The organism is Taibaiella helva (assembly GCF_003545695.1).
In the GTDB taxonomy this organism is placed as follows: domain Bacteria; phylum Bacteroidota; class Bacteroidia; order Chitinophagales; family Chitinophagaceae; genus Taibaiella; species Taibaiella helva.
Genome location: NZ_QUZZ01000006.1, coordinates 291,846 through 317,153, shown reverse-complemented (window position 1 = coordinate 317,153; position 25,308 = coordinate 291,846). Strand labels below are relative to the sequence as shown.

The window sequence follows — 25,308 nt, the reverse complement described above, 5'->3', positions numbered from 1 at the left end:
ATCATCTGCGTTGACGCCGGCCGATTGTTTAACCGAGCTCAACGACAGACTATGCTACAGAATACCGCTGCATTCAGCAGCTTCTCCACCGATGATATTGCTGCGGCAAAGGCATTTTATGCCGACCGCCTGAAGATTAAAGTAACGGAAGACCATGGGATGCTCCAGCTCCACCTGGACGGCGCCGGCAAAATACTGGTCTACCCTAAGCCCGACCATCAGCCGGCAACCTTTACCATACTCAATTTCGAGGTAAAAGACGTGCAGCAGGCTGTTGCCGGACTAAAGCAGGCCGGCGTCGTATTTGAAAGCTATCCTTACCTGAACACGGACGAGAACAATATTATGCGTTCTGAAGAGATGCAGGTGGCGCAGGCCTGGTTTAAGGATCCTGCAGGCAATATTCTTTCCGTGATTCAGACCTGGTAAATTTTTATTCTCTCACAATAAAACGATCAACAATGTCAATTACAACAGCCGTGAGCGCGGCCGTACAGGCTGCTTTGCTCCTTTACGACGCCCATACCCGCTACTTCCATAATGTGCTTGATGGTATTTCGGATGCCGATGCGCAAAAAAGAATGGATACGCCTGCCAATCACATGGCCTGGCTGGCCGGCAGCCTGGTACAGGAACGTTTCTTCCTGGCCCGGCTTATCGGTAACAGCGAGCTGGTACAAACCTCAGACGCCTTGTTCCGGGACCACCAGGGGATCAAAGACGGCGCAGCTTATCCTTCCCTGGACGAGCTCCGTAAAGATTGGAAGATCATTTCGCCGGTGCTGCGGGATATCCTTGCCGGATTGAGCGAAGAGCAGCTGAACGGACCCGATCCTTTTGAAATGCCGGGCGGACCGTATACCCTGCGGGACACTATGCTGTTCTGCACCGATCGGGAATCCTATTGCATAGGTCAGCTGGGGCTCTGGCGCCGGCTGCTGCATTATCCTCCTATGAAATACGATTAAGACAGCTCCATACAGTAAACGCTGTACAGGAAAGCGGTGAGGCTGTCGTTGCTGCCCTGCAAAGGCTGGTTGACGATACCATGCTGCGCAGGCTGCCGCTGATGCAGCATATTGCGGAAGCCGCGGTGTTCCTGGCTTCCGGCCGAGCTGCGGCATTGACGGGTACTACGGTCAACCTGACCTGCAGTACCACAAGGGATAAATACACTGACCGTTAAACGAAGACTATGGCATTGCCGCGCAATATCCATCTGCAGCGCATGCTTTGCTGAACGCCTTTGTCGGCCGCTGGCGTACCTCCGGCCGGGTGAAAGATTCTCATGGCGAAATGCTGGAACTCTCCGGCAGCGATGTTTATGAATGGCTGCCCGGGCGCCATTTCCTGGAACACAGGGTCAATGTGCGGATAGGAGACGAACCGGTGTATGCGCTCGAGATCATCGGCGTTGACAAAACAAGCGGACTTTACTTCATGCAGGCTTTCGATAACCAGGGCAATGTTGAAGAAATGCAGGCCAGCTGTGAATCAGGCATATGGCGCTTCCGGGGAGCCGCATTGCGCTTCCGCGGCAGCTTCAGCAACGAAGGCCGTACTTTATCCGGGGACTGGGAGCAGCGCACCGGCGACCATTGGCATCACCTGATGAGCATAGTGCTGGAAAAAGAATAACCTATAAACCCGATCTGTTATGAATACGAATGTTTACGATGACGTGCAGGTCCTTTCTGCGCTCAGGGATGCTGCAAGGGAATGGCAGCAGGTATTGCTGGCTTTTAGCGAAAAAGGTTTTAATACAAAGCCTTTCAAAGACAGCTGGACCGCGGGGCAGCTGGCCGATCACATTTTATTGTCGAACCAATCGGTGGCCGCTGCGCTGGAACAGCCGGGAGCGCCCGCCGGTCGCGATGCTGCGGCAAGGGTGCCGGAGCTGGCCGGCATCTTTCTTGATTTTTCCACGCGCTTACCCGCTGCGGAAGCCATACGGCCGCGCAGACAGAAATATGAGCAGGACAGCCTGATCGCAGCACTGGACCTTTCGTTTGCTGACCTGGCGGAAACTATGGCACAGCGCAGCTTTGAGGAAATTGTATCGCATCGTGCCTTTGGCGCGATCACCCGGCTCGAGCTGTTGCATTTTGTCTGCTTTCACTACCGGCGCCATCAACGGCAACTGCTGCATATCTATGGCATTGCCGAGCAGAAGCAATACCGGTTCCTTTCTTTCCTGTTTCACCCGCCGGTACTCTTCTGACAGGCGCCGGCATTCGGGGCGAACCGTTTACCGCAATAAAAAGAGCGTTCACCGTTCCGCCTGCGGTATCTGCCTAAAGAGCCTTTCCGCCGGATGGTAAGCGGGGTATTTTTGTATCGTCAAATCAAATAATTACAAAATGTCCCCCATTATGTCCTCTATATACGATCAGCCAACTATCAGAGGAACCCGGAACACCTTGTCCGGCCTTCCGGCGCCGGTAGCGCCATCCGCCGGCAGCCTGAAGCTGTTCGACAAGAATGCACGCGCTATGGGCGAAGCCTCTGCCAGCACCCCGGTACAGGTATATCAATCCCTGCTGCATCCCGGTGCGCCTGCGCATCCCGACTATACGATGATACAGGCGGTGATCAGGAAAGGCAGCGGCAGGCGGCTGCTCATCAGCGACCTGCTGAAGCAGGATACCGTGGTGGCGCTGGCCAACGAAAAAGGCATTGTTATTAAACGCCATGCCAACGGCGACCTCGTTTTTTATTGCATGATATTGCAGCTGCAGGACCGGATAAGGGTATCGGGCAGCGCGCCCGGCGGCCATGAAGCGATCCGCGGTTTTCTCAGGAGCTGCTTTGCCGGCTGGCATCATATTTACCATGAGCTGTTTGCTATGGCCACCGGATTCAATACCGTTGCGGTCTGCAATACCGCGATCGATGAGCTGTTGCGGCAGATACAGGTTCCCATGCGCTTTCCGGCTTGAGCCGTTCCTATATATGTTTTCATGGTAAAACAGCGTGTGTAGCCGGTGGTCTTTGGGCCGCCGGTTTTTTTAATATACAAAAAATAAGCAGTTGTCGCAAAAGGATAAACCGCCGGCGCGTTCTGGTAAGGCTGAAGCCTTTACCCCGGAGTAGTTTTGCACTGTTAATCATTTTTTTAGATCTTCAAAAACATAACAATGGAAAACGAAACACTTAAAGTAACCGGGGCTTTTCTGAATGCCGTGCAAACGATGAATATGGAACAGCTGGCAGCGCTCCTGCTGCCGGAAATGAAATGGTCGCAGCCGGGCAGTAATGCCGTATCGGGCCGCAGGCAATCGGCCGCTGAAGTATTCCAGATGGTGGGTAAAATGTTTGAGCTGTCGGGGGATACGCTGGCGCTGGCTGAGATAAAAGTGCTGGCCGTTAACGGCAACCAGGCCGCCTGTCATTTGCGCTGGACAGCCAGCAAAGCCAGCGGGGAAACGCTGAACGTGGACAACATCGATGTCTATACCATCGAAGGAGGCAAGATTACGGAAGCGGTGGTGTATACTGCGGATATCGGCCAGGAGAATGCCTTCTGGCGCTAGTATGGCGGAGGGTTAATAAATAAGGGCTGGACGGGAGGACCAGCCCTTATTATGGAATACATCTGCATGTGAAGGCTTATAGCTTTATCCGACTGGACAGGCGTCCGGAGACAGTATCAGCGGGCGTTTCAACGGGTTAAGGACGCTTCTTCTTCATGGATATAAGATCAGGTACCTTACCGATGAGCATCGTTTGCCGGTACCCGGGTTTGTCCCAGCTGAGGCCGATCATCTCTTGTTCCAGAGCTAAAGCTTGGTGCATGGCTGCTACCTGGCTATTCTTACCTGTAGCAGGAACCGGACGGATTCTCAATTCACCAGCTGGTGGGTCTGCTTGATAATGCCCATTACAAAAATGCTTTGCAGCCTGCCCATATTCTCTACCTGGCTCAGCTTGTTCACGTGGAAGTCGTAATAGGCATCCATGCTGCCGGCCACTACCTTCAGCATGAAGTCGAACTCCCCGCTGATGTTGTAGCACTCGATCACCTCGTGCAGGTTCTGGATGGTTTTAATAAAACGTGCGCCCGACTGCTTATTGTGCTCTTTCAGCGATACATAGCAAATCACCATCAATCCCTTGCCCACCTTGGTATGGTCGACCAGGGCAGCGTATTGTCGTATCACACCTTCTTCTTCCATTCTTTTGATCCGCTCGTGGACCGGGGTAGGGCTCAGGTGCACCCTGGCCGCAATTTCCCGAACTGTGCTCCTGGCATTTTGCTGCAGCAGGCGCAGGATGGCCAGGTCCTTGTCATCGAGGGCGGTGGGCATCTGCTCTTTTGATCCCGTCTTTTCCATTATAAAATACAGTTTTGTTCTGTAAAATTATTCATTTCTGTTTGTTTGTTCCAAAAATTTGCCTTTGTGCTGGTATTTTATTCTGATACACTACTTTTGCCGGATCAATTTTTAAAATAATTCATTTTATGTCAACCAGCTTGCAAAATATCGATCTGAGCCTGCCTTACAAAGTGGCAGATATCAGCCTGGCCGAATGGGGCCGCAAAGAGATCCGCCTGGCGGAAGCCGAGATGCCCGGCCTGATGAGTATCCGCGCCGAATATGCTGCCCAGCAGCCCCTTAAAGGCGCCCGTATCGCGGGTTGCCTGCATATGACCATCCAGACTGCCGTGCTGATCGAGACCTTGACCGCCCTGGGCGCTGAAGTACGCTGGAGCTCCTGCAATATCTTCTCTACACAGGACCACGCTGCTGCTGCGATCGCTGCTGCCGGTATTCCTGTATTTGCCTGGAAAGGAGAAACACTTGAAGAGGCCGACTGGTGCATCGAGCAGACCCTGTTCTTCGGTAGCGAAGACCGTCCGCTGAACATGATCCTCGATGATGGCGGCGACCTGACCAATATCGTTTTCGATAAATATCCCGAGCTGATCCAGGGTATCAAAGGCCTGTCTGAAGAAACCACTACCGGCGTACACCGCCTGTACGAGCGCATGGCTAAAGGCACCTTGCCCATGCCTGCGATCAATGTGAACGACAGCGTTACCAAATCCAAATTCGACAACAAATACGGCTGCCGCGAATCGCTGGTAGATGCGATCCGTCGCGCTACTGATGTGATGATGGCAGGTAAAGTGGCTGTGGTAGCTGGTTTCGGCGACGTAGGTAAAGGTTCTGCCGATTCCCTGCGCGGCGCCGGCGCCCGCGTGATCGTGACCGAGATCGATCCGATCTGCGCCCTGCAGGCTGCTATGGAAGGCTTCGAGGTGAAGAAGATGGTGGATGCTGTTAAGGAAGCCGATATCGTAGTCACCACTACGGGCTGCCGCGACATCATCGCCGGCGAGCACTTCAAAGCCATGAAGGATAAAGCGATTGTGTGCAACATCGGCCACTTCGATATCGAGATCGATATGGACTGGCTGAATAAAAATTACGGTCATACCAAAGACACCATCAAACCCCAGGTAGACTTATATAATATAGATGGTAAAGACGTGATCGTGCTGGCAGAAGGCCGCCTGGTGAATCTGGGCTGCGCTACCGGTCATCCCTCTTTCGTGATGTCCAATTCCTTTACCAACCAGGTGCTGGCCCAGCTGGAACTGTGGCTGCACAGCGATAAGTACGAGAACAAAGTATATGTGCTGCCCAAGCACCTGGATGAGAAAGTAGCCCGCCTGCACCTGGCTAAGATCGGTGTGGAGCTGGATGTGCTCACTGATGCACAGGCTGCTTACCTCGGCATTCCCCAGGAAGGTCCGTTCAAGCCGGAGCATTACCGTTATTAATGCTCACCTATATAGAAAAGTGCCGGCCCTTTGCAGGGCCGGCACTTTTTTTGTATAACGGCTTTTCGCAGATGCCGCTCCCGGAAATAACAATGCTGCCAGGCTGGAGCAAGGATCAGCCATTTTAAGATCGTGCGCTAAAATGTGGTTTCCTGCCCGACCGGTATCGGCCGGGCTTTTGCCGGTGGCAATATTCAGGTTTAAATATACATGCCGGTTCATGAAGAAAAACGGGGCTTTTGTGAAGAAGCCGTTTCCTCATTCGGCCAGGGGCAATACTTTTACGATGGCACCAGGTGTTGTTTTTGACCTATAGTTCGAAGCAGCCCTTTTTACATGGTTATCCGGAAGCAGCAGCAGCGCTCCCGGATACCTGGACATCTAACCAAGCTTTTTTTACCACCAAAACACGTTTTATGCTACAAACTTTAAAACAGTTTGCCTTAGCCGCATCTTTGCTTACTGCAAATGCGGCCTGTCTCCATGCGCAGGTTTTTATTGCGCCCAGCGCTGCCGAATATACTTTCGGCGATCCACACGTGGCCCCGGCGCAGAATACCTCCTGCTACGCGCTCAGGGCGGGTTACGCTTATTTTCCTGATATGACGCCTGCTATCGGATCGGCCTATGCCGACCTGTATGTTGCCGGCTGGAACAGCAAGGACATCGGCGGCAGGCATGAGGTGACTGTGCTGCTGACCGAGCCGGATAATCCAACCAATATCCTTTGGAAAACATCTATTCCCTATACCGGCATACAGGACCTGCAAGTCGGCAGCCTGCGGAACCCGGCAAGCAACAACACCGAGATCCAGGTCGCCTATTATGAGGTGGGGATCGGCCATATGCTGGATGTTTATAAGCTGGATCCCTCCGGCGCTTCCCTGGCCAGCCATACTACTTTGTCGCATTCGCCCACCTATGGCCGTATCAGCATGGATTTTCATGCGACCTATGACTGTGCCATTGCCTGGGTGAATACCGAAGCCGGGCCCAACAAAGGCATCCAGGCCAAGGTATATGTCAATAATGCCTGGAGTGGCATAAGCACCCTGAGCGGAACGGCGAATAAAACAGGTGTCGATATTGCGATTACCCAGATTAACGGACCGGGGGGAGGCTATCCATTGCATTTTGTTTACTCAGGCGGTGGATTTATCACGGAATCTTCTGTCGATATGAGCACGTTGGCCCTTACACCAGGAACGGTTACACCAACGGTGAATGATAACCACTATGCCGGCGCCGGCCTGGCCTCCCGGCTGGTGTTGGATTGCGCGGATTTCTCGACCTCGACTGTTGCTGCTAATCCCAGCGCCTGGGCCTATACCTACAGTGACGGCATTAATGTGATCGTACGCAACAGGAATGCAACACTGGGCGCGGTCAATATGGCGATTGTTACCAGCGGCATGCTGGGCAACAGTCCTCTGGACCCCGCGGGTGGCGTATACCAGGTGTTCAGCCCGGCGATCAATTACGGGCAGGGCTATCCCAACGGTTCGCCTGAGGAGATCATGGTGACCTGGTATGCTACAGACGGCGCAGGCGATAATGGTTATATGGCTTTGCGCATGAACGCAAACGGCACTGCAATCACCAGCACCTCCGATTACCTGAGGCTGCCCAATGCCAATACGCCAACGATGGCCCACGACTTCAGCAGCGGTATCGCGCTGAGCAAAACAGGCCCTAAATCGGTGGGTGAGTTCCTGTATGCTACTTACTACGACATTGACCCGGTTACCGGCCTGTATCAATTGCACCATGCTTTCCACAAATGGAGCGATGTTGTATTCAAGCCCGGAAACACAACTGGCGTATCTGCCGGTGCGGCGACGGAAATGACAACGATCACTACCTATCCCAATCCCTTCTCCGATGCGCTCCACACATTCGTTTCCCTGCCGCAGGATGGTATCCTGAGCCTGGAGCTGCATGATATGGCCGGCCGTCTCGCAGGAGAATACAAAGCGCCTTTAACTAAAGGCGGTCACCAGGTAAGCATGGAAAATGTGAAAAAGCTTGCTGCCGGCACCTACATGCTTACTGCTGCTTTGGACGGTAAGCAGATCGCCACGAAGATGGTTGTAAAACAATAACCCGCTGCATATACCTGAATTGATTTTAGACGTTGTAATAGCCCGACCGGGCGCCGGTCTATCCTGAAATGATCATTGCATTTTTCTCACACCAAAATACCTTCTATGCGAAAAACTTTAAAGCAGCTTGCCGTGGCTACGGCTCTATGTACTGCTAATGCAGCGGGCCTGCAGGCACAACCCTTCTTTGCTCCGCCCAATGCCTACGAATTTACCTTTGGCGATCCGAAGATGGAAAAGGCGGAGGTTACCTCTAATTATTCCCTTAGCGGTAGCTATACCCGTTTCGACAACCTGTCGCCTTTTATCGGGACAGGAACAGATCTCTACCTTGCTGCCTGGAACAGCAAGGATGTAGTTAACGGAAAGCATGAGGTGACGGTGCTGCTGACCGAATACAACAACCCGACCAATCTGCTGTGGAAGACCGCCATTCCCTATGACGAAGTACAAGATCTGCAGGTGGGCAGCCTGGTGAATCCGAATACCAACAACACCGATATCCTGGTAGCCTATTATAAACCGGGCACCGGGCACATGCTGGATGCATATGAGCTGACTGCTTCTGCTCCGGGCTACAACCTGGTGTATCATATGCAGCTGTCGAATGCACCTACTTACGGCCGTATTCGTATGGACTTCCAGGAGGTGTATAACGGCGCCATCGCCTGGGTCAATACAGAACCTGGCGCCAACAAAGGGATACAGGCAATGGTATATATGAACAATAGCGGCGCCTGGAGCGGCGTAAGTACCCTGAGCGGTACTGCCAATAAAACAGGTGTCGACATCGCTCTTACCCGGGTAATCGAACCCGTCAACAACAGCGGCATCGCCTATCCCCTGCATTTTGTCTACTCCGGTGGCGGATTTATCACGGAAACTTCCGTTGATATGAGCATACTGGCTGCCTCGTCCGGTATGGTAACACCGGTTGCTCCCGACAACAAGTATGTGGGCCCCGGGTTGAATTCCAGGCTGGTGCTCGATTGCCCCGCCTTTTCGGTATCGACCAATCCTGCCGGCAGCTCCTGGGCTTATACCTATAGCGATGGCATAAACGTGATCGTCCAGCATAAAAATGCCAGTATGGCCGCATCTCATGAAGTGGTAGCTACATCAGGCGTTCAGCTGGGCAACAGTCCCCTGGATCCCCTGGGAGTAGGCTACCAGGTATTCAGCCCCGCTGTCAGCTATGGAACAGACTATCCCAGCACGAATGTGGAGCAGATCATGATCACCTGGTATGCCACCGATGGCGCCGGCGCCAATGAATATATGGGTGTCCAGATGAATGCCAGCGGAACCGCTGTAACCAGCATGGCTGACTACCTGCAGCTGCCTCATGCCCAGACGCCAAGTATGCCCGCCGGTTTTACCAGCGGCATTGCTTTAAGCAAGACCGGTCTCAAAGGTGTAGGCATGTTCCTGTATGCTACTTATTATGATGTAGATCCTTCCAGCGGCGAGTACCAGCTGCACCATGCTTTCCATAAATGGGGTGATCCGCAGTTCAGGCCTGGTAACACAACCGGCATAGCTGTTGAAACAGCAAAAGAAACGACAACCATCACCACTTATCCCAATCCTTTCTCCGATGTGCTGCACACCTTCGTTTCCCTGAAGCAGGACGGTATCCTGAGCCTGGAGCTGCACGACATGGCCGGTCGCCTGGTAGGACAATACAAGGCGCCGCTAACTAAAGGCGGCCACCAGGTGAGCATGGAAAACGTGAAAAAGCTTACTGCTGGTACCTATATGCTTACCGTTTCTTTGAATGGCAAAAAGATCGACACGAAGATGGTTGTAAAAAAATAATGGCTTAAGCAAGCCACCCCCTCTCCTCATGAAGATATAGCCCGGCTGAATGCCGGGCTATTGTTTTGCGGCCTTTGGGAACCTGGAAGCTCAATGGCCGGCCGATATAATAAATGGCTTCGTACCTTCGGCAGAAATAATTGACTCATGTCGCCAGAACTGGAACAGCTGGCCTACCCGATAGGCCGCTTTGAAGCACCATTAACCTACGATGAAACCCTGTTGCAGCAATGGATCACTAAAATAGAGGCTACGCCCAAATGGTACGATTACGTGATCGAGAACCTGGATGAGGCGCAGCTGGAAACACCTTACCGGCCCGGCGGCTGGACCATGAACCAGGTCGTGCACCATATGGCCGACAGCCATATTAACGCCTATGTAAGACTGAAGCTGGCGCTGACCGAGCAAAGTCCCGAAATAAAACCCTACGCGGAAAAGCGCTGGGCGGAATTGCCCGATGTAGCGGCGCTGCCGGTGAATGTATCCATTACCTTGCTGCATGTCCTGCACCGCCGCTGGGTGGCGGTACTGCACCACCTGCAGCCGGAAGACTGGAAGCGAACCTATTTTCATCCCGAAACGCAGCGTAGCGTGCCGCTATGGGAGATGACGGCCATGTATGCCTGGCATGGGCGGCATCATTTCGAGCAACTGTTCCGCCTGCGGGAACGCATGGGCTGGTAGATCCAGCACGTAACAGGGCGTATTCATCACTGCGGGAAAATTATGGGATCGTGGAGTAGCCGCAGAACTTAAAACCTTCTTTGGTCTCGATAAACGCGAAGGCCTGTTGCGCCCCTTCAAAATCGGTGGAAGGATCGATGTAGGTCAGTAATACTTCCTTGCAATGCGGTTGCCACAGGCGAAGGGGCTTGGTCACACAGCTGGTCGCATAAAGTTCTGCATTATGGCCATTGTCGATGAAACGCAGCTTGGTATTGTCTTTCAGCCGTGCAAGGGTAGCGGCGCCGAAAATTTCCGGGACATGATCCCTGAAACGGGCAAAGGGAATGAATGTAGTGTCTCCCGGGCAGTTGTAGCACTGGAGATAAGGTGTGGATAAGGCTCTCAGGCTTGCCGTATCACCAAGGCGCAGGGCATCGGCAAACCGGTTCCATGTCTCCTGTAGCTTATCAGTCGCTGCTTGCTCAGCTACAGCATTGTTTTGTCTCACCTGCATGCCGGTTTGCGCGAGGGTGGGCATTGTACATAGGGCAAGCAGGAGCAAAGCGAGGCTGTTCTTCAGGTATTTCATCATCCGGGTGATTTGAATGAGCGGGGAAATAAGTCCGGCATTTGGGTGTACTGCAAATTAGTAAGAGTTACCGGGATTTCAAGAGAGGCCGGCTATTTTTGCCGGCACAAATTGCTATACAAATTTGATGTGCGGGATCCATCAGCCGCAGCTGAAAGCACCTTGGCGTTCCTGGCTGATATCGAAGCTTTGGTCAGGGGCTGGAAGTTTTGGCTGCAATTCGAAGGATGGCCGGGAGCTTAAGTATAACCGTAATCGAACCGGAAGCGGAATCCAGTATTATCGCAGATGTTGCAGGCGCTCCGGGCCCGCGGTGCCATAACAATGGCTTATACCCGAAGGAAACGGAAAGCGGCTGTATGGGCGCTGCATTATACGAAAGATCAGAAGTGAACAAAAACCGCCTGTTAGGACGGTCTTTCGTTTTTGCTACTCTTTTATGCCAAAGTCTTTATACTTGTCCTTGTTTTTCGATTCTACAATTCTAATCTTCTCAACTTCGGAAGCGTTAGGAGACTTATTCTCTATAACATACTCTTTAATTATATCACCATTCCCTTTCACTTGTTGATATTCTGTCATAGAGATTATCTGGTTGTAGTTGAGAATTATAATATAAGAAGGAACCGTCTGCCGGTACATGCCTTTGTGCTCTTTCATTAAATTATCTTCTGTCAATCGATGATCCGTGACCTGGCTTTTGTTTCTTAAGCTATCAATATTTTGAGCATTGAGTGTATTACCTAGCAGCAAAAAAACGGATAAAAAGACGAGTGATTTCATAGTTTCAAATTTAAACAATCAGGCTGCGTATTGTGCCCAGATTCTAAAATCATGCAATGTACTTTAACAGGATTCTGATAAGTGGAGTGTATGCAAGGTTATCCATGTCTATACCGCTCTCAATCGGCCATTTATCATTTCCTTCCTGTTCAAAACGTTGAAATCTGAAGAACTCCCATTTGCCATCTATTAGCCAAAATTTCCCCGGATACCATAATCCATCCCAACCAAGGGCATAGCCGTAATAAAATAGGTCTCCGGTAGTTGGGTCCGTGTAAATCCCCCAGTCCTGTACCTTGCTGTCGTTGCTATGGTCAGGTTCTAATATTACACCAATGCTTTCCATGCCTATACCCGGAAAAGTTGCATTTACCATAGTCATCTTTAAGTAAGGAGCAAGGGGCTCTGTAGGATTAAATACCTGCTGGAAAGCCACCAGCCGGGCGGGGTTTGTTGTCTTAACTGCGTTTGCTATCCAGTCCTTATAGGGGCCATCGGTAGGCATTTCGTCACTTCCTGATGAAGTTGCTGTCATCGTTTTTTTACCATAATCAATTGCTGACTGTTGTGTCTTGCTGATTTGCTCGTTTTTATGGCAACCTACAGCATAAACGATTACGAGCGCTGCAAAAAGAATTGTTACCTTTTTCATTTTTAATGTTTGGTTTTAAGTAAAAAAATCTTTATGATACTAAATTATGTGAAATTTATGCAAAAAATGGATTTTGCCAGCATTTTGTCGGGGTGGTTTTTATCTCACTTTCTTATAGCTAATCTGTCTCATTTCCTGCGAATACCTAATTCAAGATGACTTGGAGAGAGCAAGTAATAGGCGATTGTGTTTTAAGAAGAAATTGGAATGTTTGTCAAATGCATATTTTAATCAAGTAAGAATGAGCAAAGTAACCTAGGAAATGCTACCCGGAAACCTGTATTTATGCACGCTACCTAAGAGCCGGTTTATCGTACCCGTCTGTTCAGGTATAGGGTAATCAAGCCCTGAAATCGTACAGAACCATAAACCGGGAATATGTATCAAAGAATTTTTTCGATCGGGTTGCTCCTGACAATTTTTTGCCGTGCCGTATCGGCGCAGGTAGGCTGGTATGAGCTGGGCGCCGGCCTCAGTTCCTGGAATGCTGATTATTCGCTAATGGCGGTTACGACCTCTGCAGCGGGCAATGTATATGTTGCCGGCCCTTTGAACAGCAGCGCAAGCAGCTATGTTGCCTGGTGGAACGGCACGCAATGGGCCGAGCTGGGCGCCGGCGTGAATAGTTTAAATACCAACGATGTGGTAAGAGTGCTGGGCACCGATGCTTCCGGCAATGTGTATGCGGCGGGCGATTTTGTCAACGGCAACGGGAAGCCCCGCGTGGCCCGCTGGAATGGCAGCACCTGGACAGACCTGGATCCCAATGGATTGAACGCTGCTTTTGGCGAATCTATTATGGCGCTCCGCGCCAATACGCCGGCCGATGTCTATGCCGCCGGCGATCTGCGCAATAGCGCAGGAAAATATTATGTTGCCCACTGGAACGGAACGGCCTGGACGGAGCTGGGTGCGGATGCAGGTGCGCTGAATGCAGATAGCCCCATTATGGCCCTTGCGGCTGATGCGGCGGGTAATTTCTATGCTGCCGGTTACTTTGCCCATAGTGCGGGCAAGTATGTAGCCAAATGGGACGGGACCGCCTGGACTGCGCTTGGGGCTGGTACTTTGGGCGCCAATGCGGAGATACTTGCGTTGGCCTGTGACGCTGCCGGTAATGTATATGCCGCCGGCAATTTTACCAATAGCGCCTTTCATCCTTATGTGGCAAAATGGAACGGCACGGTATGGGCGGAGCTGGGCGCGCTGAATGCCAATGGCACTATAGAGCAGCTGGCGGTGGATGCAACCGGTAAAATATATGCTGCGGGAAACTTTACCAACACTGCCGGTCAGCCATATGTCGCCCGTTGGAGCGGAGGGACCTGGGAAGAGCTGGGCGCCGGCACCGGCGCGCTGGAAGCAAACGGCAGGATCCGCGCCATGCAGGTAACTCCCCTGGGCAAAGTCTATGCCGGCGGAGATTTTACTTATGCCGACAGAACGTTCGTTGCGGTGTATGATGGCAAGAAAGGGCCAGCGGTGGATAGCATCGATGTGCGTACCATAGGCGGCGTGCCGGCGCAAATTGCCGCTACAGGAAGTGTTCTGGATGTTGAAGCGATTGTCTACCCGCTTTCCATCAACGGCGATGTGACCTGGAGCATTGTGCCGGGCACGGGTAATGCCAGCATCGCCGCAACTGCTGCCGGGGCAAGGGTTACAGGCCTCAGCAACGGGACAGTCTGGGCAAAGGCCGTATCCCTGTTCGATGTGGCCAAAAAAGATTCGCTGCTGATCACGATCAGTGATATTCCGGCCGGCATAGACGATCTCCACATGACGATGGGCCTTATACTTTATCCCAACCCTGTGAAAGATGTGATCCATATCAGCGCGCGCGAAAACCATCCGGAGCTGTCCCTGGTCCTTACCGATGGGCTGGGGCGCCTGATCCGCAGCCGGAAGCTTCAGCCCAACGCTTTGAAACAAGGACTTTCGCTCAACCTGGAGCCACTTGCGCCTGGTGTTTACTACCTGGGCCTCTCCGGTTCCGGAGTGAGCTACACCCATAAAATAACGCGGAACTAGATCGACGCAATGGTTTACCATATACCATAAGCGCCCGGCTTTAGCGGGCGCTTATGGTGTTGTACGCTTTTATAAATAACTATCTGCGGCGGGAGCAGTATCCGAAACCAGTGCCGCTTAGCCTCCCGACCACCAGAGCCGCTCATTTGCAGTTGGCATCATCCCGTAGGAGCCAAACCGGGGAAGCGAAGAAATATCTGTATCCGGCCGCCATTCAGGCCGTTGCTCGTCCCCGACTAGCTTCCCTGGCTTTTCTGATTGATCCATTGATACCTCTCCGATATCTCCAGGGCATTGCAAAAAGAACGCCCGGCTCAGCCGGGCGTTCTTTTTGCAATGTTATCAGATTATATTTTACCCCAGGTAAGATTTCAGGGAGCCGCTGTAGCGTGCTTTCTGCAGGCGCTTGATCGCGCGCTCTTTGATCTGGCGGATACGTTCTTTAGTGAGGTCGTATTTCTGTCCGATCTCTTCAACAGAAGGGCCGCTGTCGCCTTCCAGCCCGAAATAAGCGGAGATGATCTCGGCCTCCCTTACGCTCAGGGATTTGAGGATACGCTGGATCTCGGCTTTCAGGGAGTCCTTCATCACGGTATCGTCGGTATCGTTGCTGCCTTCCAGCAGATCGCCCATCGCTACATCCTCTGCTTCATGCACGGGTGCATCGAGAGAAGTGTGGCGGGTATTGCTGCTGAAAATATTGGCGATCTCGGTCTCGCTCATTTCCAGGATGCTGGCCAGCTCTTCGGTAGAAGGCTCGCGCTCATGTTCCTGTTCAAAAGCAATGTAAGCTTTGTTGGCCTTATTGTAAGTGCCGATCTTGTTCTGGGGCAGACGTACCAGGCGACCCTGCTCGGCCAATGCCTGCAGGATAGACTGACGAATCCACCATACAGCATAAGAAATGAATTTAAAGCCCTTGGTCTCATCGAAACGCTGAGCCGCCTTGATCAGGCCGAGGTTGCCCTCGTTGATCAGGTCGCTCAGGGACAGGCCCTGGTGCTGGTATTGTTTGGCTACAGATACAACGAAACGAAGGTTAGCTTTTACTAATTTCTCCAGCGCACGTTGGTCTCCTACGTGAATCTTCTGCGCCAGCGTAGTTTCTTCTTCGGGAGTGATCATTGAAATACGGCTGATTTCCTGAAGGTACTTTTCTACAGCTTGCGAATCACGATTCGTAATCTGAGTAGCAATTTTTAGCTGCCTCATAATTGTGTGGTATTTATTTGAATGTAAATTTTACGCCTTTCTGATGGAAAAACCCCGCAAGGTAATCAATATATCTCTTTTCCGGAAAGACTAATTAAAAACGTAGCGTCGTTGGGTTTAGTTTAACGGTCCATGTTAAAAAAAACCTTTTACAGGGAAAACGTTTCTACGCTTTGACCGGGCTTTTCCACACCGGAATATGCCGCAAAATTCGTTCCATTTTTGATCTGTCTGCAGGTACTGGCCCTTATCCTGCAGGACCGGATGCAGGAGAAAAAATGAAAAGGCTTGCCAGGGCCGCTTTTGCAAAGATTAAAGTATAGTATATTTATACAGATATAATTATTCTTGATGACCACCGCAGGCCTGTCACTGACGCTATGGTTTTCTTTTCGGGCCGAAAGCTATCCTTTGTGCCAAATTGTTACCTTTGCGCCGGATTTAAATTATCATTTCATTTTATGGCTCAAGACCTATATCAACATCCCGACTACTACCTGCTGGATGAGCTGCTGACCGACGAACACAAGCTGATCCGTGATTCTGTACGGGCATATGTCAAGAAGGAGATTTCTCCCATTATCGAGGATTATGCGCAACGCGCAGAATTTCCCAGGCAGATCATTAAAGGTCTGGGCGAGCAGGGCTGCTTTGGCCCATTCGTACCGCAGAAGTACGGCGGTGCCGGTCTTGACTATATTTCCTATGGCATCATGATGCAGGAGCTGGAGCGCGGCGATTCCGGTATCCGTTCCACCGCATCGGTACAGGGCTCCCTGGTGATGTATCCTATTCTGACCTATGGTAGCGAAGAGCAGAAAATGAAATACCTGCCCAAGCTGGCCGGCGGCGAGCTGATGGGCTGCTTTGGCCTTACCGAACCTGATCATGGTTCCAACCCGGCCGGCATGCTGTCCAACTATACCGACGCAGGCGACCACGTGATCCTGAACGGCTCTAAAATGTGGATCTCCAACGCACCTTTCGCAGATATCGCTGTGGTATGGGCCCGCAACCCCGAAGGCAAGATCAAAGGTCTGATTGTAGAGCGCGGCATGGAAGGTTTTACCACACCCGAAACACATGGTAAATGGAGCTTGCGTGCTTCCGCTACCGGCGAGCTGGTATTTGACAATGTAAAAGTGCCTAAAGAAAATATACTGCCCAATGTTGAGGGACTGAAAGGTCCCCTAGGCTGTCTCAGCAGCGCCCGTTTCGGCATTGCCTGGGGAGCGCTCGGCTGTGCTATGGATTGCTACGACACAGCGCTGCGTTATTCCCAGCAGCGGATACAGTTTGGCAAGCCCATCGGCGCTTTCCAGCTGACCCAGAAGAAGCTGGCTGAAATGATCACCGAAATTACCAAAGGCCAGCTGCTGGTGTGGCGCCTGGGTGTACTGCGCAGCGAAGGCCGCGCCACGCCCGAGCAGATCTCTATGGCCAAGCGCAACAGCTGCCATACAGCGATCACTATTGCCCGCGAAGCCCGCCAGATACTGGGCGGTATGGGCATTACCGGCGAATACAGCATTATGCGCCACATGATGAACCTGGAATCCGTGATCACTTACGAGGGTACGCATGATATCCACCTGCTGATCACCGGCCAGGATGTGACCGGGTTCAATGCATTCAAATAAGCGAATCCGATTTTTAATTATTGAAGAGACCGTTCAACAGCAAGTTTGAACGGTCTCTTGTTTTTTCAGGACAATCCGGAATCTGATCGTTAAAGGAAAAAGCCGGATTTTATACGGGATAATTTATTGCCGCTACCTGCTGTAAATATAGAAGGGGACCGTAGATGTCGTATAATCGAGGGCTGCAGGACCTTTTTATTTTCCCCTTCCCTGGAACAGCACCTTGATGGTATACAGCATGATCTTAATGTCGAGCGCCAGGGAGCAGTTTTCGATATAAAGAAGGTCATATTTCATGCGTTCTGTCATCTGATCCACGTTTTCGGCATAGCCATATTGGACCATACCCCAGGAAGTGAGGCCGGGCTTTACGCGATGCAGGTATTTGTAATGCGGATGGGTAGCAATGATCTTATCGATGAAGAACTTCCGCTCGGGCCTGGGGCCTACCAGCGACATGTGTCCCTGCAGGATATTGACAAATTGCGGCAGCTCGTCGATACGCCATTTGCGCATCACTTTGCCCCAGGGGGTTATACGTTTGTCATCATCGCTGCTCAATGCCGGTCCGTCGGCTTCTGCATTGACGTACATGGAACGGAACTTATAGATATAAAAAGGCCTTCCGAATAAACCGATCCGTTCCTGCTTGTAAATAAGCGGCCCGGGAGACGAAAGCTTTACCTTAATGGCCGCGAGCAGGTAGAGCGGCGAAAGCACTATGAGCGCAAGGAGGGAACTGAAAATGTCGATCGCCCGCTTGCATACCTTCTGCCAGTCGGGCAGCAGCTCGGGGTGAATGCTGATCAGCACCGGCGCGAATACGTTATTGATCCTTACCGAACCGGAAATGATATCGTACAGGTCGGGCAGCACTTTAATGATCGTTGGGGTATAGCTGAGCTGGGTGAGGATATGCTCCAGCTTCTTGTGCTCGTGCGATTCTACGGCGATCACCACTTCTTCGATCCCGTGGGTTTCGATAATATGCTCCAGCTGGTCGATTGTTCCCAGCTCGGGCACGTTGCCGATATTGAGCGGCGCCACATTATGATCTGCGCTCACAAAGCCGATCACTTCGTTGCCCAGCACATGCGAATTGTTCTTGATCTCGTTGTAGACCTTGGTGGCTTTACCATTGCCGCCCACGATAAGGGTGTTGTAGCCGATCTTACCCTTGAGCAGGTCTCTCTTGATCTTATAGAGCCACAGCAGGCGTGCGCTCAGCAGGAAGAGGGTATGGGTAAGGAAATACCAGAGCGTGATCTCGAAAAAGTACTTGAAGCTGTCCGTATCGTTGGAGAAGGCGACCATGCCTACCAGCAGCGAGCCGATAAGGGCTACAATAAGGCTTCTGTAGATCTCTACAAGGCGCGACTTGCGGTACAGGTCGAAGTAAGCCCCCGACAGGAAATGCAGTATGGTCCAGAACGTGGGTACGATAAGGAAGGAAATAATATAGTCTCTCGGGCCCCAGTTGCGTTCGTTGGGGTAAACAGAAGGGAAAGCATTGTGCAGCAGATGCTGCCTGTACAGCCAAAAGACCAGCCAGGCAGCGATCGCTGTGAGGTAATCCAAAATTATCAAAATGACAATCGCACTTCTCTTTGCCGCAGACAAATTCATTCCGGTTCCTACGCTACTGTTTTACTATTCGTTAAAGGACGTTTCAATAAGGCATATATCCGGTTTACTCAGGCATTGTTCTTTTCGTTGGCCTCCGGGTTCATTTGTATAATCATTTTTTGCAGTATCTGGTGCGCGACGTCCATGGCATGCAATCCGTCGTATACCGAAACGCTTACCGGCTTATCCTGCAGCACCGAGAGGGCGAAATCTGCCAGTTCTTCCCTGATGGAGTTGACCGGTTTTATATTGGGCGTATCGATCGATATGATCTTCTGCCTGCCTTCACCGAGCTCGATGGGAAAATCAAAAAAGCCCCGGTCTTCCTCTTCTCCTTTCATCCGGATGATCTCCGTTTTTTTATCCAGGAAATCGATCCCGATATATGCGTCACGCTGGAAAAGCCTCATTTTCCGCATCTTCTTCAGCGATATCCTGCTGGCGGTCAGGTTGGCCACACAACCGTTGTCAAATTCGATCCGCGCATTGGCAATATCAGCCGTATCGCTGATCACTGCTACGCCACTGGCCGATATACGCCTTACCGGCGATTTGACCAGGTGCAGGATGATGTCGATATCGTGGATCATCAGGTCCAGGATCACCGCCACGTCCGTTCCCCTGGGGTTGAACTGCGCCAGGCGGTGGGTTTCGATGAACATGGGTTCCAGCTTCCTGTTCCGTAAGGCCAGCATAGCAGGGTTGTAGCGCTCCACGTGACCCACCTGGCACTTGACATTGGCCTCCGATACCAGCTTGACCAGCTCCCTGGCCTCCGCCATGGTATGGGTCATCGGCTTCTCAATAAATAAATGACGAGATTGCAGCAGGCAAGCTTTGGCTATTTCAAAGTGAGAAGTGGTATTTGTCACAATATCTAAAGCGTCGGCAGCTGCAATAAGGGCTTCTGGGTCGGTATAACGCTTTATCTGGTATTGGGTTATCGCGCTGGCGGCATGGTCATCGTTAGGGTCGTAAAAACCGACCAAAGTAACTCCCGGTATTTCCAGCCATTGCTGGATGTGAATTTTCCCGAGATGTCCTGCACCAAATACGCCAACTTTAAGCATGTGTGTGATCCTCTGAATGTTATTTTTATATTAGGTTTGCAAAATAAGATAATTACCCCAAAGCTCGCTAAGTTTGCAGGTCATTATTTTACCAAATACCAATTTGCGCAAGATGAATCAGGATGAGTACTTTATGGAACAGGCCGTGCTGCTGAGCCAGCGCCATATGGAAGAAGGTCAGGGTGGTCCGTTCGGCTGTGTCGTCGTAAAAGACGGGGTAGTCGTTGGCAGGGGTTGGAACAGTGTCCTGGCGGGCAACGACCCTACAGCACATGCCGAAGTGATGGCCATAAGAGATGCCTGCCGCAACCTGGAAACTTATCAGCTCAGCGGCTGTGCGATCTATACCTCCTGCGAACCCTGCCCCATGTGCATGGGTGCTATCTACTGGTCTCGACCCGAAAAAGTTTTTTATGCCAATACCAGGGAAGATGCTGCCCGTACGGGGTTTGACGATTCTTTTATCTATGACGAGCTGGTATTGCCGCTGGACCAGCGCAAGATCCCTATGATAGCCCTGGACAAAACGAAAGCGCTCGATGTTTTTCAGCAGTGGCTGAAGAAAGAAGACCGGGAACATTATTAAACGCGATCTGTGAACAGGTAAACAAAATGGACTATCTTTCTTTAGATAGTCCATTTTGTTTACCTGACCTATGGTAATGCTTACCACACATATTGTTTTTTGTTCATGAGCATGGCCTCGGCAGCAATAGTTTGATCGCCGCTGGCCACATCATACACCGCACACTCATACAAGACCCGGTTCTTCTCAGGGAAAATCTCTTTTACACGGATCATGGCTTCATATTCCTGGCCGGTAAACATAGGCTTCAGCCATTTGATGGTCTGGTTCAGGTAGACATGTCCGTCAGAATACCAGAGCGAGCCGAAGATTTTGGTAAATACGCTCGCGCCCAGGAAACCGTGGATGATATTGCGTCCAAACATGCTTTCTTTGCCGGCCTGGGGATCAATGTGCAAAGGATTGGTGTCGCCGCTGATACGGGCATAATCGTCTACGTCCTGCTGCTTATAGCTGAACTTGTGGCGGAATTCATCTCCGATTTTTAACATAGGCAAGTTTTTACAGGTAATGATTTAGTACCCCACTAAGTAAAGGAAAATAATCGGCATGAAAAAAAAGAATCAGGTATCAGGAATCAAGTACTAAGATTCCAAATTCCAAAGTCTAACCTCTAATACCTCCCAACGACAAGCGCCGCCGGAAGCATTCCGGCGGCGCTTGTCGTTGGGGCTATACCTTACCAGCGGTAATCGCCGCTGATAGACGGGACGGCAGCGCCACCCAGGGTATCGATAATGGGAGAGGTCGCCATCTGCCCATTGATGTTGAATACGAATTTCTGCGAACCGTCCATCGCATCGAGGCGATAAAGGTTCTTGTCAAAACTGCCGAAATAAACGTCACCGTTATAGATGGTGGGTGAAGATTTGATCAGGCCAAAGGTCTTCATCTGCCATTTCACATTACCATCGATGATGTCTACGCAATACATATTGCCATCAAAGCTGCCGAAATAGACATACTGGTTGAAGACAGAGGGCGATGACTGAACGCCGTCTCCGGTCAGCACCTTCCAGCGCGTCAGACCGGTAGCGGAATCGACCGAATACAGGTATCGGTCGTTGCTGCCCACCAGCACATTACCGCCGATCTGGATCGGGGAGCTGCGTACCTGGCCGCCGGTAGGAAATTTCCATTTATCGGTGCCGTCCTGGATCTTGAATGAATAGACGAAGCCGTTGTCGTTGCCTATATAAATGAAGCTGTCGTTGGCCACACAGGGAGAAGAATAGAACGCGCCGGCCTCGTCGGGAGTACGTTCCCATATAAGCGAAAGGTCGGGCTTAAGTGCAACGATCTTGTTGTTCATGCCCGCCACAAAGATAGCTTTGGGTTCCTGGCCCGGAATGTTGTGTGTAGTGGGTGAGGCCACGATAGTGCCGCCGATATCGTAAGGGGTGATGGTGGGAATATCGCTGAGCGAACCGGGATCGAGCGCGTAGATCTTGCTGCCCGCAGTTACATACAGGATGCCATCCCTTACAATGGGCGTTCCGGCAATAGGCTCGCCTGCACCGAAGGAGCGGTTGGTCTGAAGCTTGCCGTACTGGGCATCGACGCGGTACAAATTGCCGGCTAAGGTAGCGATATAGACGTTCTTGTTATACAGCAGCGGTGTTGCCTGCACTTCACCATCGACAGGGAATTTCCATTTCCATTTGTCGTTGGGATTTATCGGATCGATAGCATATACAATCTGGTTGTTGCTGGCGACAAACAAAGTTCGGGTATAAACATCCGGGAGCGGCTCATCGGGGCTGTAATCTTTGCAGGAACTAAGGCCTGCTACAGTAAAGATTGCTGATGTGGCCAATGCCCAATAACGTCTACGTAGATTCATCCTGTGATATTATATATAATTAGTTTGGCAAAAGAATTGCTCACAATAATAAGCATTCTATTCCTATTATGCAAAGACGGCAGGATTATTTTTTGTGTTGGGTAAGGCAGCCGCAATGCCGCTCCCTGCCTGCCCGCCGGCAGGTATAAAAAAAGCGGCCCGGTGAGGGGCCGCTTGTATCTTGTATCATTGGCAGCATCAGCGCAGAAGGGTCACATTGCCCGTGAACTGTTCGGTGCGGCCGTTTTCCAGCACGACATTGATCTGGTAGATATAAACGCCCGAGGGTTGCTCTTTATCATTGAAGCGGCCATCCCATCCCCTGCCGTTGCGGTTGCTGGTTTCATATACAACCTGTCCCCAGCGGTTGAATACCTTCATAGTAAAGGCTCCCAGGCTCCTGCTCAGCAATTGGCGGGGGAAGAAATAATCGTTCACGCCATCTCCGTTGGGCGTAAAGGAATTGGGAATGTCGATGTAGCAATCTTTTTTCACCACTACAGCATCCGTCGCATTACAATCGTACCTGTTGGTTACGGTGAGGCTGTAAGTGCCGTCGTGCGCTATGCGCAGCACGCTGCTGGTATCGCCGGTGTTCCAGCGATAGCCGTCGCCCGGGTTGGCCAGCGCAAGATTGCTGAGGAAGAAGGGGGCGCCGTCGAGGCATAGCGTTGTATCCGGTCCGAGATTTACCAGGGGCAGAGCGTGCACGTTCACGGAATCCTGCGCGTCCTTGTCTTCACACACACGGTAGCGTGCTTTCAGGTGAATGAAATAGGTGCCGGGCAGCTCATAAGCATGGGTAGCCGGGTTAACATCTGCAGCCGGGTTGCCGTCGCCGAAGGTCCATTCGAGACCTGTATTACCCGAAAGTGTATGCTGGGCCAGGATCGTAACGCTCTGGCCGGTACAGATATCATGATTGTCCAGCAGCAGGCGCAACTGCGGTGTGCTGTCCACCACCACTATCTGGTAAGCCGTATCATAGCAGGGCAGCGCATCTTTCACTGCAAGCATGATCCGGTAGGTCCCGGCAGCGGTATAGGTATGCGCCGGGCTGGTCGCCGTTGCGCTGGCGCCATCGCCGAAATCCCAGAAGTAGCCGGCAGGTTGCAGGCTTACCGTAGAGCTGTTGGTCAGATTAACGACCGATCCCTGGCACAGGGTATCGCGGTCGGCAGCAAAAGCTGCGGACAGGGGATGACGGGTATCGACGATCTTGATCACACTGTCTTTACAGAGGTAGTTGCTGGAGATCAGCTTTACCTGGTAATTGTCCTGGCTGGTATAGATGTGTTGCGGGTGCTGGGCGGTGTCTGTCTGACCATCGCCAAAGCTCCAGAAGCTTTTGGTGCCGCGCAAAGATTGGTTGGTGAAATGCACCGTGTCTTCAGTACAGCCCAGGTTGATGCTGAACTGGTAATCGGGTACCACAGACTCATCCACGACACTGATCCTGACAGAGTCGGAAATGGTGCATCCGCCCTGCTCTGCGCTGGTGGTGATCGTCAGCTTGTAGGTAGTGTCGGATACCGGCGCAATCACGGGATGGGCGGTATTGGCCCCGGAAGTAATCAGCCCTGCAGGTGTCCAGCTATAAGTGTAGTTGATCCAGGAAGTGCCGCCGGTCAGCACACCATTGAGCGTACCGGTGTACCGGGCGCAGCCGTACAGGGTATCATCCGGACCGGCATTGACAGTGGGTGCAGGAACAACCATAATAGTATCAAAAACGACAGGCGAACAGGAGGAGTTGCTGGTTGAGGTCAGCGCTATCGTAACCGGCTGATCGCTGGTCACACCGAAATTGGGGCCGGTGCCGGTAATGGTCCCGGTGCCGCTGATGATGGTGTGGGTAAAGGGCGCCGAGCCGGAAGCCGTAATGGTCTTGGCCGCACCCGGGATACAGCCGTAGACGGTGTCTTTGGTAGAAGGGACACCCGCGCCGCCGACAGGGCAGGAAGCAAAGTCGCCGGGACCGGGAAAGGGGCCGCTTACGGGTGAGCAGGTAACTGTAGTGGCGCCGATAACGCCTTGTTGCAGGCCATTATTGTGGTGGTACATCATGTCGCCGATAATGGCAAAACCGCCGCCGGAGCCGGTATTGGTCGCGCCGACCACTTCCCACTCCTGGAGCAGGGTGCCGGTAGGGCTGTATTTGCGCAGCCAGGCGGGTGCTTCAGTACGAAGGATATAGAAGTTACCGGCGCAGTCGCCAACGACATCGAAGGGGCCGCCGCCGTTGAAGCCGGGCACGGTCAGCACCAGGGTGGCGTTACCGGTGCCGTCGTACCGGTATACATTGCCGCCGCCGCCTTCAAGCGAATATAAATAATCGCCGCCGCCGCCAAGGTTTACCGCGTTAGCGGTATGGCCCGTATTGACCCATCCGCCGGGTCCGTTGTAATAATAGTAGTTGCCGCCAACATTGGTATAAAATGTAGGCGAGGGGCCTGTGGGATCGTTCAGGTTCTTGCTTACCGCAAGGCCCACAGCGCCGGGAGGTAGGGTAATAGTATTGATCGAAGGATTGGTGCCCGTAACCAGCGGCTGGGTAACATCCCAGTTCTCGATATTGGCTGTGTGCACATATACGGTATGGCCGCTGGGCGTACAATCGGGCAGCTGGGCCTGCAGCGACTGGGGAAAAAGGAAAAAACAAAGCAGTGAAAGAACCGTAACAAAAAAACGGGGTAGACGTAGGATCATATGTTCAGAAGTTTGGTTGAGGCCCGCTGCCGGGATCATCGGTTATACCAAAGGGATGGTGTTCCCGTTAGCAGACAGGTTAAATATAATAAGAAGTTTGTAAGGTTTTGAAGAAAAAAAACATTAATATGTGGGTTGTCGGGTAAACCGAAAAGGATTAATAGAGCAATGAGGCGCTGGCTACAGCAGC

General features: G+C 51.8%; 25 protein-coding genes. 13 read left to right on the top strand and 12 right to left on the bottom strand.

The window, feature by feature from the left end:
- Positions 1-51: 51 nt before the first annotated feature.
- The gene (locus DZC79_RS11805) at positions 52-429 is read left to right on the top strand and encodes a VOC family protein (protein ID WP_118951787.1); all 378 of its coding nucleotides are present in this window, start codon (positions 52-54) and stop codon (positions 427-429) included.
- Positions 430-461: 32 nt separating this feature from the next.
- Positions 462-968 (top strand): DinB family protein, encoded by a 507-nt coding sequence (locus DZC79_RS11800; RefSeq protein WP_118951786.1) that lies wholly within the window; start codon positions 462-464, stop codon positions 966-968.
- Here DZC79_RS11800 and DZC79_RS21225 read toward each other — a convergent pair.
- On the bottom strand, positions 965-1,219 hold the full coding sequence (locus tag DZC79_RS21225; RefSeq protein ID WP_157977092.1) for a hypothetical protein: 255 nt from the start codon (positions 1,217-1,219) through the stop codon (positions 965-967). The two genes, DZC79_RS11800 and DZC79_RS21225, sit on opposite strands and share 4 nt — an antisense overlap.
- 14 nt (positions 1,220-1,233) lie before the next feature.
- Here DZC79_RS21225 and DZC79_RS11795 point away from each other — a divergent pair, with 14 nt between their 5' ends.
- The 4 genes from DZC79_RS11795 to DZC79_RS11780 all read left to right on the top strand — a co-directional run bounded on the left by DZC79_RS11795 (position 1,234) and on the right by DZC79_RS11780 (position 3,533).
- The gene (locus tag DZC79_RS11795) at positions 1,234-1,638 is read left to right on the top strand and encodes a hypothetical protein (RefSeq protein ID WP_157977091.1); all 405 of its coding nucleotides are present in this window, start codon (positions 1,234-1,236) and stop codon (positions 1,636-1,638) included.
- A gap of 19 nt (positions 1,639-1,657) precedes the next feature.
- Positions 1,658-2,221, top strand: coding sequence for a DinB family protein (locus tag DZC79_RS11790; protein WP_118951784.1), 564 nt, complete (start codon positions 1,658-1,660; stop codon positions 2,219-2,221).
- 151 nt (positions 2,222-2,372) lie between these two features.
- Positions 2,373-2,939 carry a hypothetical protein gene (locus DZC79_RS11785; RefSeq protein WP_157977090.1) on the top strand — a complete coding sequence of 189 codons (567 nt, stop codon included), beginning with the start codon at positions 2,373-2,375 and terminating at the stop codon, positions 2,937-2,939.
- A gap of 198 nt (positions 2,940-3,137) precedes the next feature.
- The gene (locus tag DZC79_RS11780; RefSeq protein WP_118951782.1) at positions 3,138-3,533 is read left to right on the top strand and encodes a nuclear transport factor 2 family protein; all 396 of its coding nucleotides are present in this window, start codon (positions 3,138-3,140) and stop codon (positions 3,531-3,533) included.
- A 136-nt stretch (positions 3,534-3,669) separates the two neighbouring features.
- Here DZC79_RS11780 and DZC79_RS21730 read toward each other — a convergent pair whose 3' ends face one another.
- The gene (locus tag DZC79_RS21730) at positions 3,670-3,795 is read right to left on the bottom strand and encodes a hypothetical protein (RefSeq protein ID WP_262607305.1); all 126 of its coding nucleotides are present in this window, start codon (positions 3,793-3,795) and stop codon (positions 3,670-3,672) included.
- 47 nt (positions 3,796-3,842) lie between these two features.
- Positions 3,843-4,334, bottom strand: coding sequence for an Lrp/AsnC family transcriptional regulator (locus tag DZC79_RS11775; RefSeq protein WP_118951781.1), 492 nt, complete (start codon positions 4,332-4,334; stop codon positions 3,843-3,845).
- A gap of 128 nt (positions 4,335-4,462) precedes the next feature.
- On the opposite strand from DZC79_RS11775, the gene ahcY reads away from it, so the two are divergent.
- The 4 genes from ahcY (at position 4,463) to DZC79_RS11750 (ending at position 10,395) form a co-directional block, all read left to right on the top strand.
- Entirely contained in the window at positions 4,463-5,788 is a 1,326-nt protein-coding gene (ahcY, locus tag DZC79_RS11770) for an adenosylhomocysteinase (protein WP_118951780.1), read from the top strand.
- Positions 5,789-6,204: 416 nt separating this feature from the next.
- Positions 6,205-7,890: a T9SS type A sorting domain-containing protein gene (locus DZC79_RS11760; protein WP_157977089.1), complete on the top strand. Its 1,686-nt coding sequence runs from the start codon at positions 6,205-6,207 to the stop codon at positions 7,888-7,890.
- A gap of 105 nt (positions 7,891-7,995) precedes the next feature.
- Entirely contained in the window at positions 7,996-9,708 is a 1,713-nt protein-coding gene (locus DZC79_RS11755) for a T9SS type A sorting domain-containing protein (RefSeq protein ID WP_118951777.1), read from the top strand.
- A 147-nt stretch (positions 9,709-9,855) separates the two neighbouring features.
- On the top strand, positions 9,856-10,395 hold the full coding sequence (locus DZC79_RS11750) for a YfiT family bacillithiol transferase (RefSeq protein ID WP_118951776.1): 540 nt from the start codon (positions 9,856-9,858) through the stop codon (positions 10,393-10,395).
- Between the two features lie 40 nt (positions 10,396-10,435).
- Here the strand turns inward: DZC79_RS11750 and DZC79_RS11745 are convergent, their stop codons facing one another.
- From DZC79_RS11745 to DZC79_RS11735, 3 genes are all read right to left on the bottom strand, one after another.
- A complete protein-coding gene (locus DZC79_RS11745) occupies positions 10,436-10,969 on the bottom strand; it encodes a hypothetical protein (RefSeq protein WP_118951775.1) in 534 nt (177 codons plus the stop codon).
- Between the two features lie 426 nt (positions 10,970-11,395).
- A complete protein-coding gene (locus tag DZC79_RS11740; protein WP_118951774.1) occupies positions 11,396-11,749 on the bottom strand; it encodes a hypothetical protein in 354 nt (117 codons plus the stop codon).
- A 49-nt stretch (positions 11,750-11,798) separates the two neighbouring features.
- The gene (locus DZC79_RS11735; protein WP_118951773.1) at positions 11,799-12,401 is read right to left on the bottom strand and encodes a hypothetical protein; all 603 of its coding nucleotides are present in this window, start codon (positions 12,399-12,401) and stop codon (positions 11,799-11,801) included.
- 378 nt (positions 12,402-12,779) lie between these two features.
- Between DZC79_RS11735 and DZC79_RS11730 the strand changes: the two genes are divergently transcribed.
- Entirely contained in the window at positions 12,780-14,432 is a 1,653-nt protein-coding gene (locus DZC79_RS11730; protein WP_118951772.1) for a T9SS type A sorting domain-containing protein, read from the top strand.
- A gap of 354 nt (positions 14,433-14,786) precedes the next feature.
- Here DZC79_RS11730 and DZC79_RS11725 read toward each other — a convergent pair whose 3' ends face one another.
- The gene (locus DZC79_RS11725; RefSeq protein WP_106522960.1) at positions 14,787-15,644 is read right to left on the bottom strand and encodes a sigma-70 family RNA polymerase sigma factor; all 858 of its coding nucleotides are present in this window, start codon (positions 15,642-15,644) and stop codon (positions 14,787-14,789) included.
- Positions 15,645-16,105: 461 nt separating this feature from the next.
- On the opposite strand from DZC79_RS11725, the gene DZC79_RS11720 reads away from it, so the two are divergent.
- Positions 16,106-17,284 carry an acyl-CoA dehydrogenase family protein gene (locus DZC79_RS11720; protein ID WP_118951771.1) on the top strand — a complete coding sequence of 393 codons (1,179 nt, stop codon included), beginning with the start codon at positions 16,106-16,108 and terminating at the stop codon, positions 17,282-17,284.
- A 195-nt stretch (positions 17,285-17,479) separates the two neighbouring features.
- Here DZC79_RS11720 and DZC79_RS11715 read toward each other — a convergent pair whose 3' ends face one another.
- Both DZC79_RS11715 and DZC79_RS11710 read right to left on the bottom strand, forming a co-directional pair.
- Positions 17,480-18,862: a sugar transferase gene (locus DZC79_RS11715; protein ID WP_157977088.1), complete on the bottom strand. Its 1,383-nt coding sequence runs from the start codon at positions 18,860-18,862 to the stop codon at positions 17,480-17,482.
- A 116-nt stretch (positions 18,863-18,978) separates the two neighbouring features.
- A complete protein-coding gene (locus DZC79_RS11710) occupies positions 18,979-19,980 on the bottom strand; it encodes a Gfo/Idh/MocA family protein (RefSeq protein WP_118951769.1) in 1,002 nt (333 codons plus the stop codon).
- Positions 19,981-20,092: 112 nt separating this feature from the next.
- Here DZC79_RS11710 and DZC79_RS11705 point away from each other — a divergent pair, with 112 nt between their 5' ends.
- Positions 20,093-20,566: a nucleoside deaminase gene (locus DZC79_RS11705; protein ID WP_118951768.1), complete on the top strand. Its 474-nt coding sequence runs from the start codon at positions 20,093-20,095 to the stop codon at positions 20,564-20,566.
- Positions 20,567-20,646: 80 nt separating this feature from the next.
- Here DZC79_RS11705 and DZC79_RS11700 read toward each other — a convergent pair whose 3' ends face one another.
- From DZC79_RS11700 to DZC79_RS11690, 3 genes are all read right to left on the bottom strand, one after another.
- Positions 20,647-21,057 carry a MaoC family dehydratase gene (locus DZC79_RS11700; RefSeq protein WP_118951767.1) on the bottom strand — a complete coding sequence of 137 codons (411 nt, stop codon included), beginning with the start codon at positions 21,055-21,057 and terminating at the stop codon, positions 20,647-20,649.
- Between the two features lie 188 nt (positions 21,058-21,245).
- Positions 21,246-22,409, bottom strand: coding sequence for an outer membrane protein assembly factor BamB family protein (locus DZC79_RS11695; protein ID WP_118951766.1), 1,164 nt, complete (start codon positions 22,407-22,409; stop codon positions 21,246-21,248).
- Positions 22,410-22,607: 198 nt separating this feature from the next.
- The gene (locus DZC79_RS11690) at positions 22,608-25,118 is read right to left on the bottom strand and encodes a PKD domain-containing protein (protein ID WP_198666863.1); all 2,511 of its coding nucleotides are present in this window, start codon (positions 25,116-25,118) and stop codon (positions 22,608-22,610) included.
- Positions 25,119-25,308: the final 190 nt, after the last annotated feature.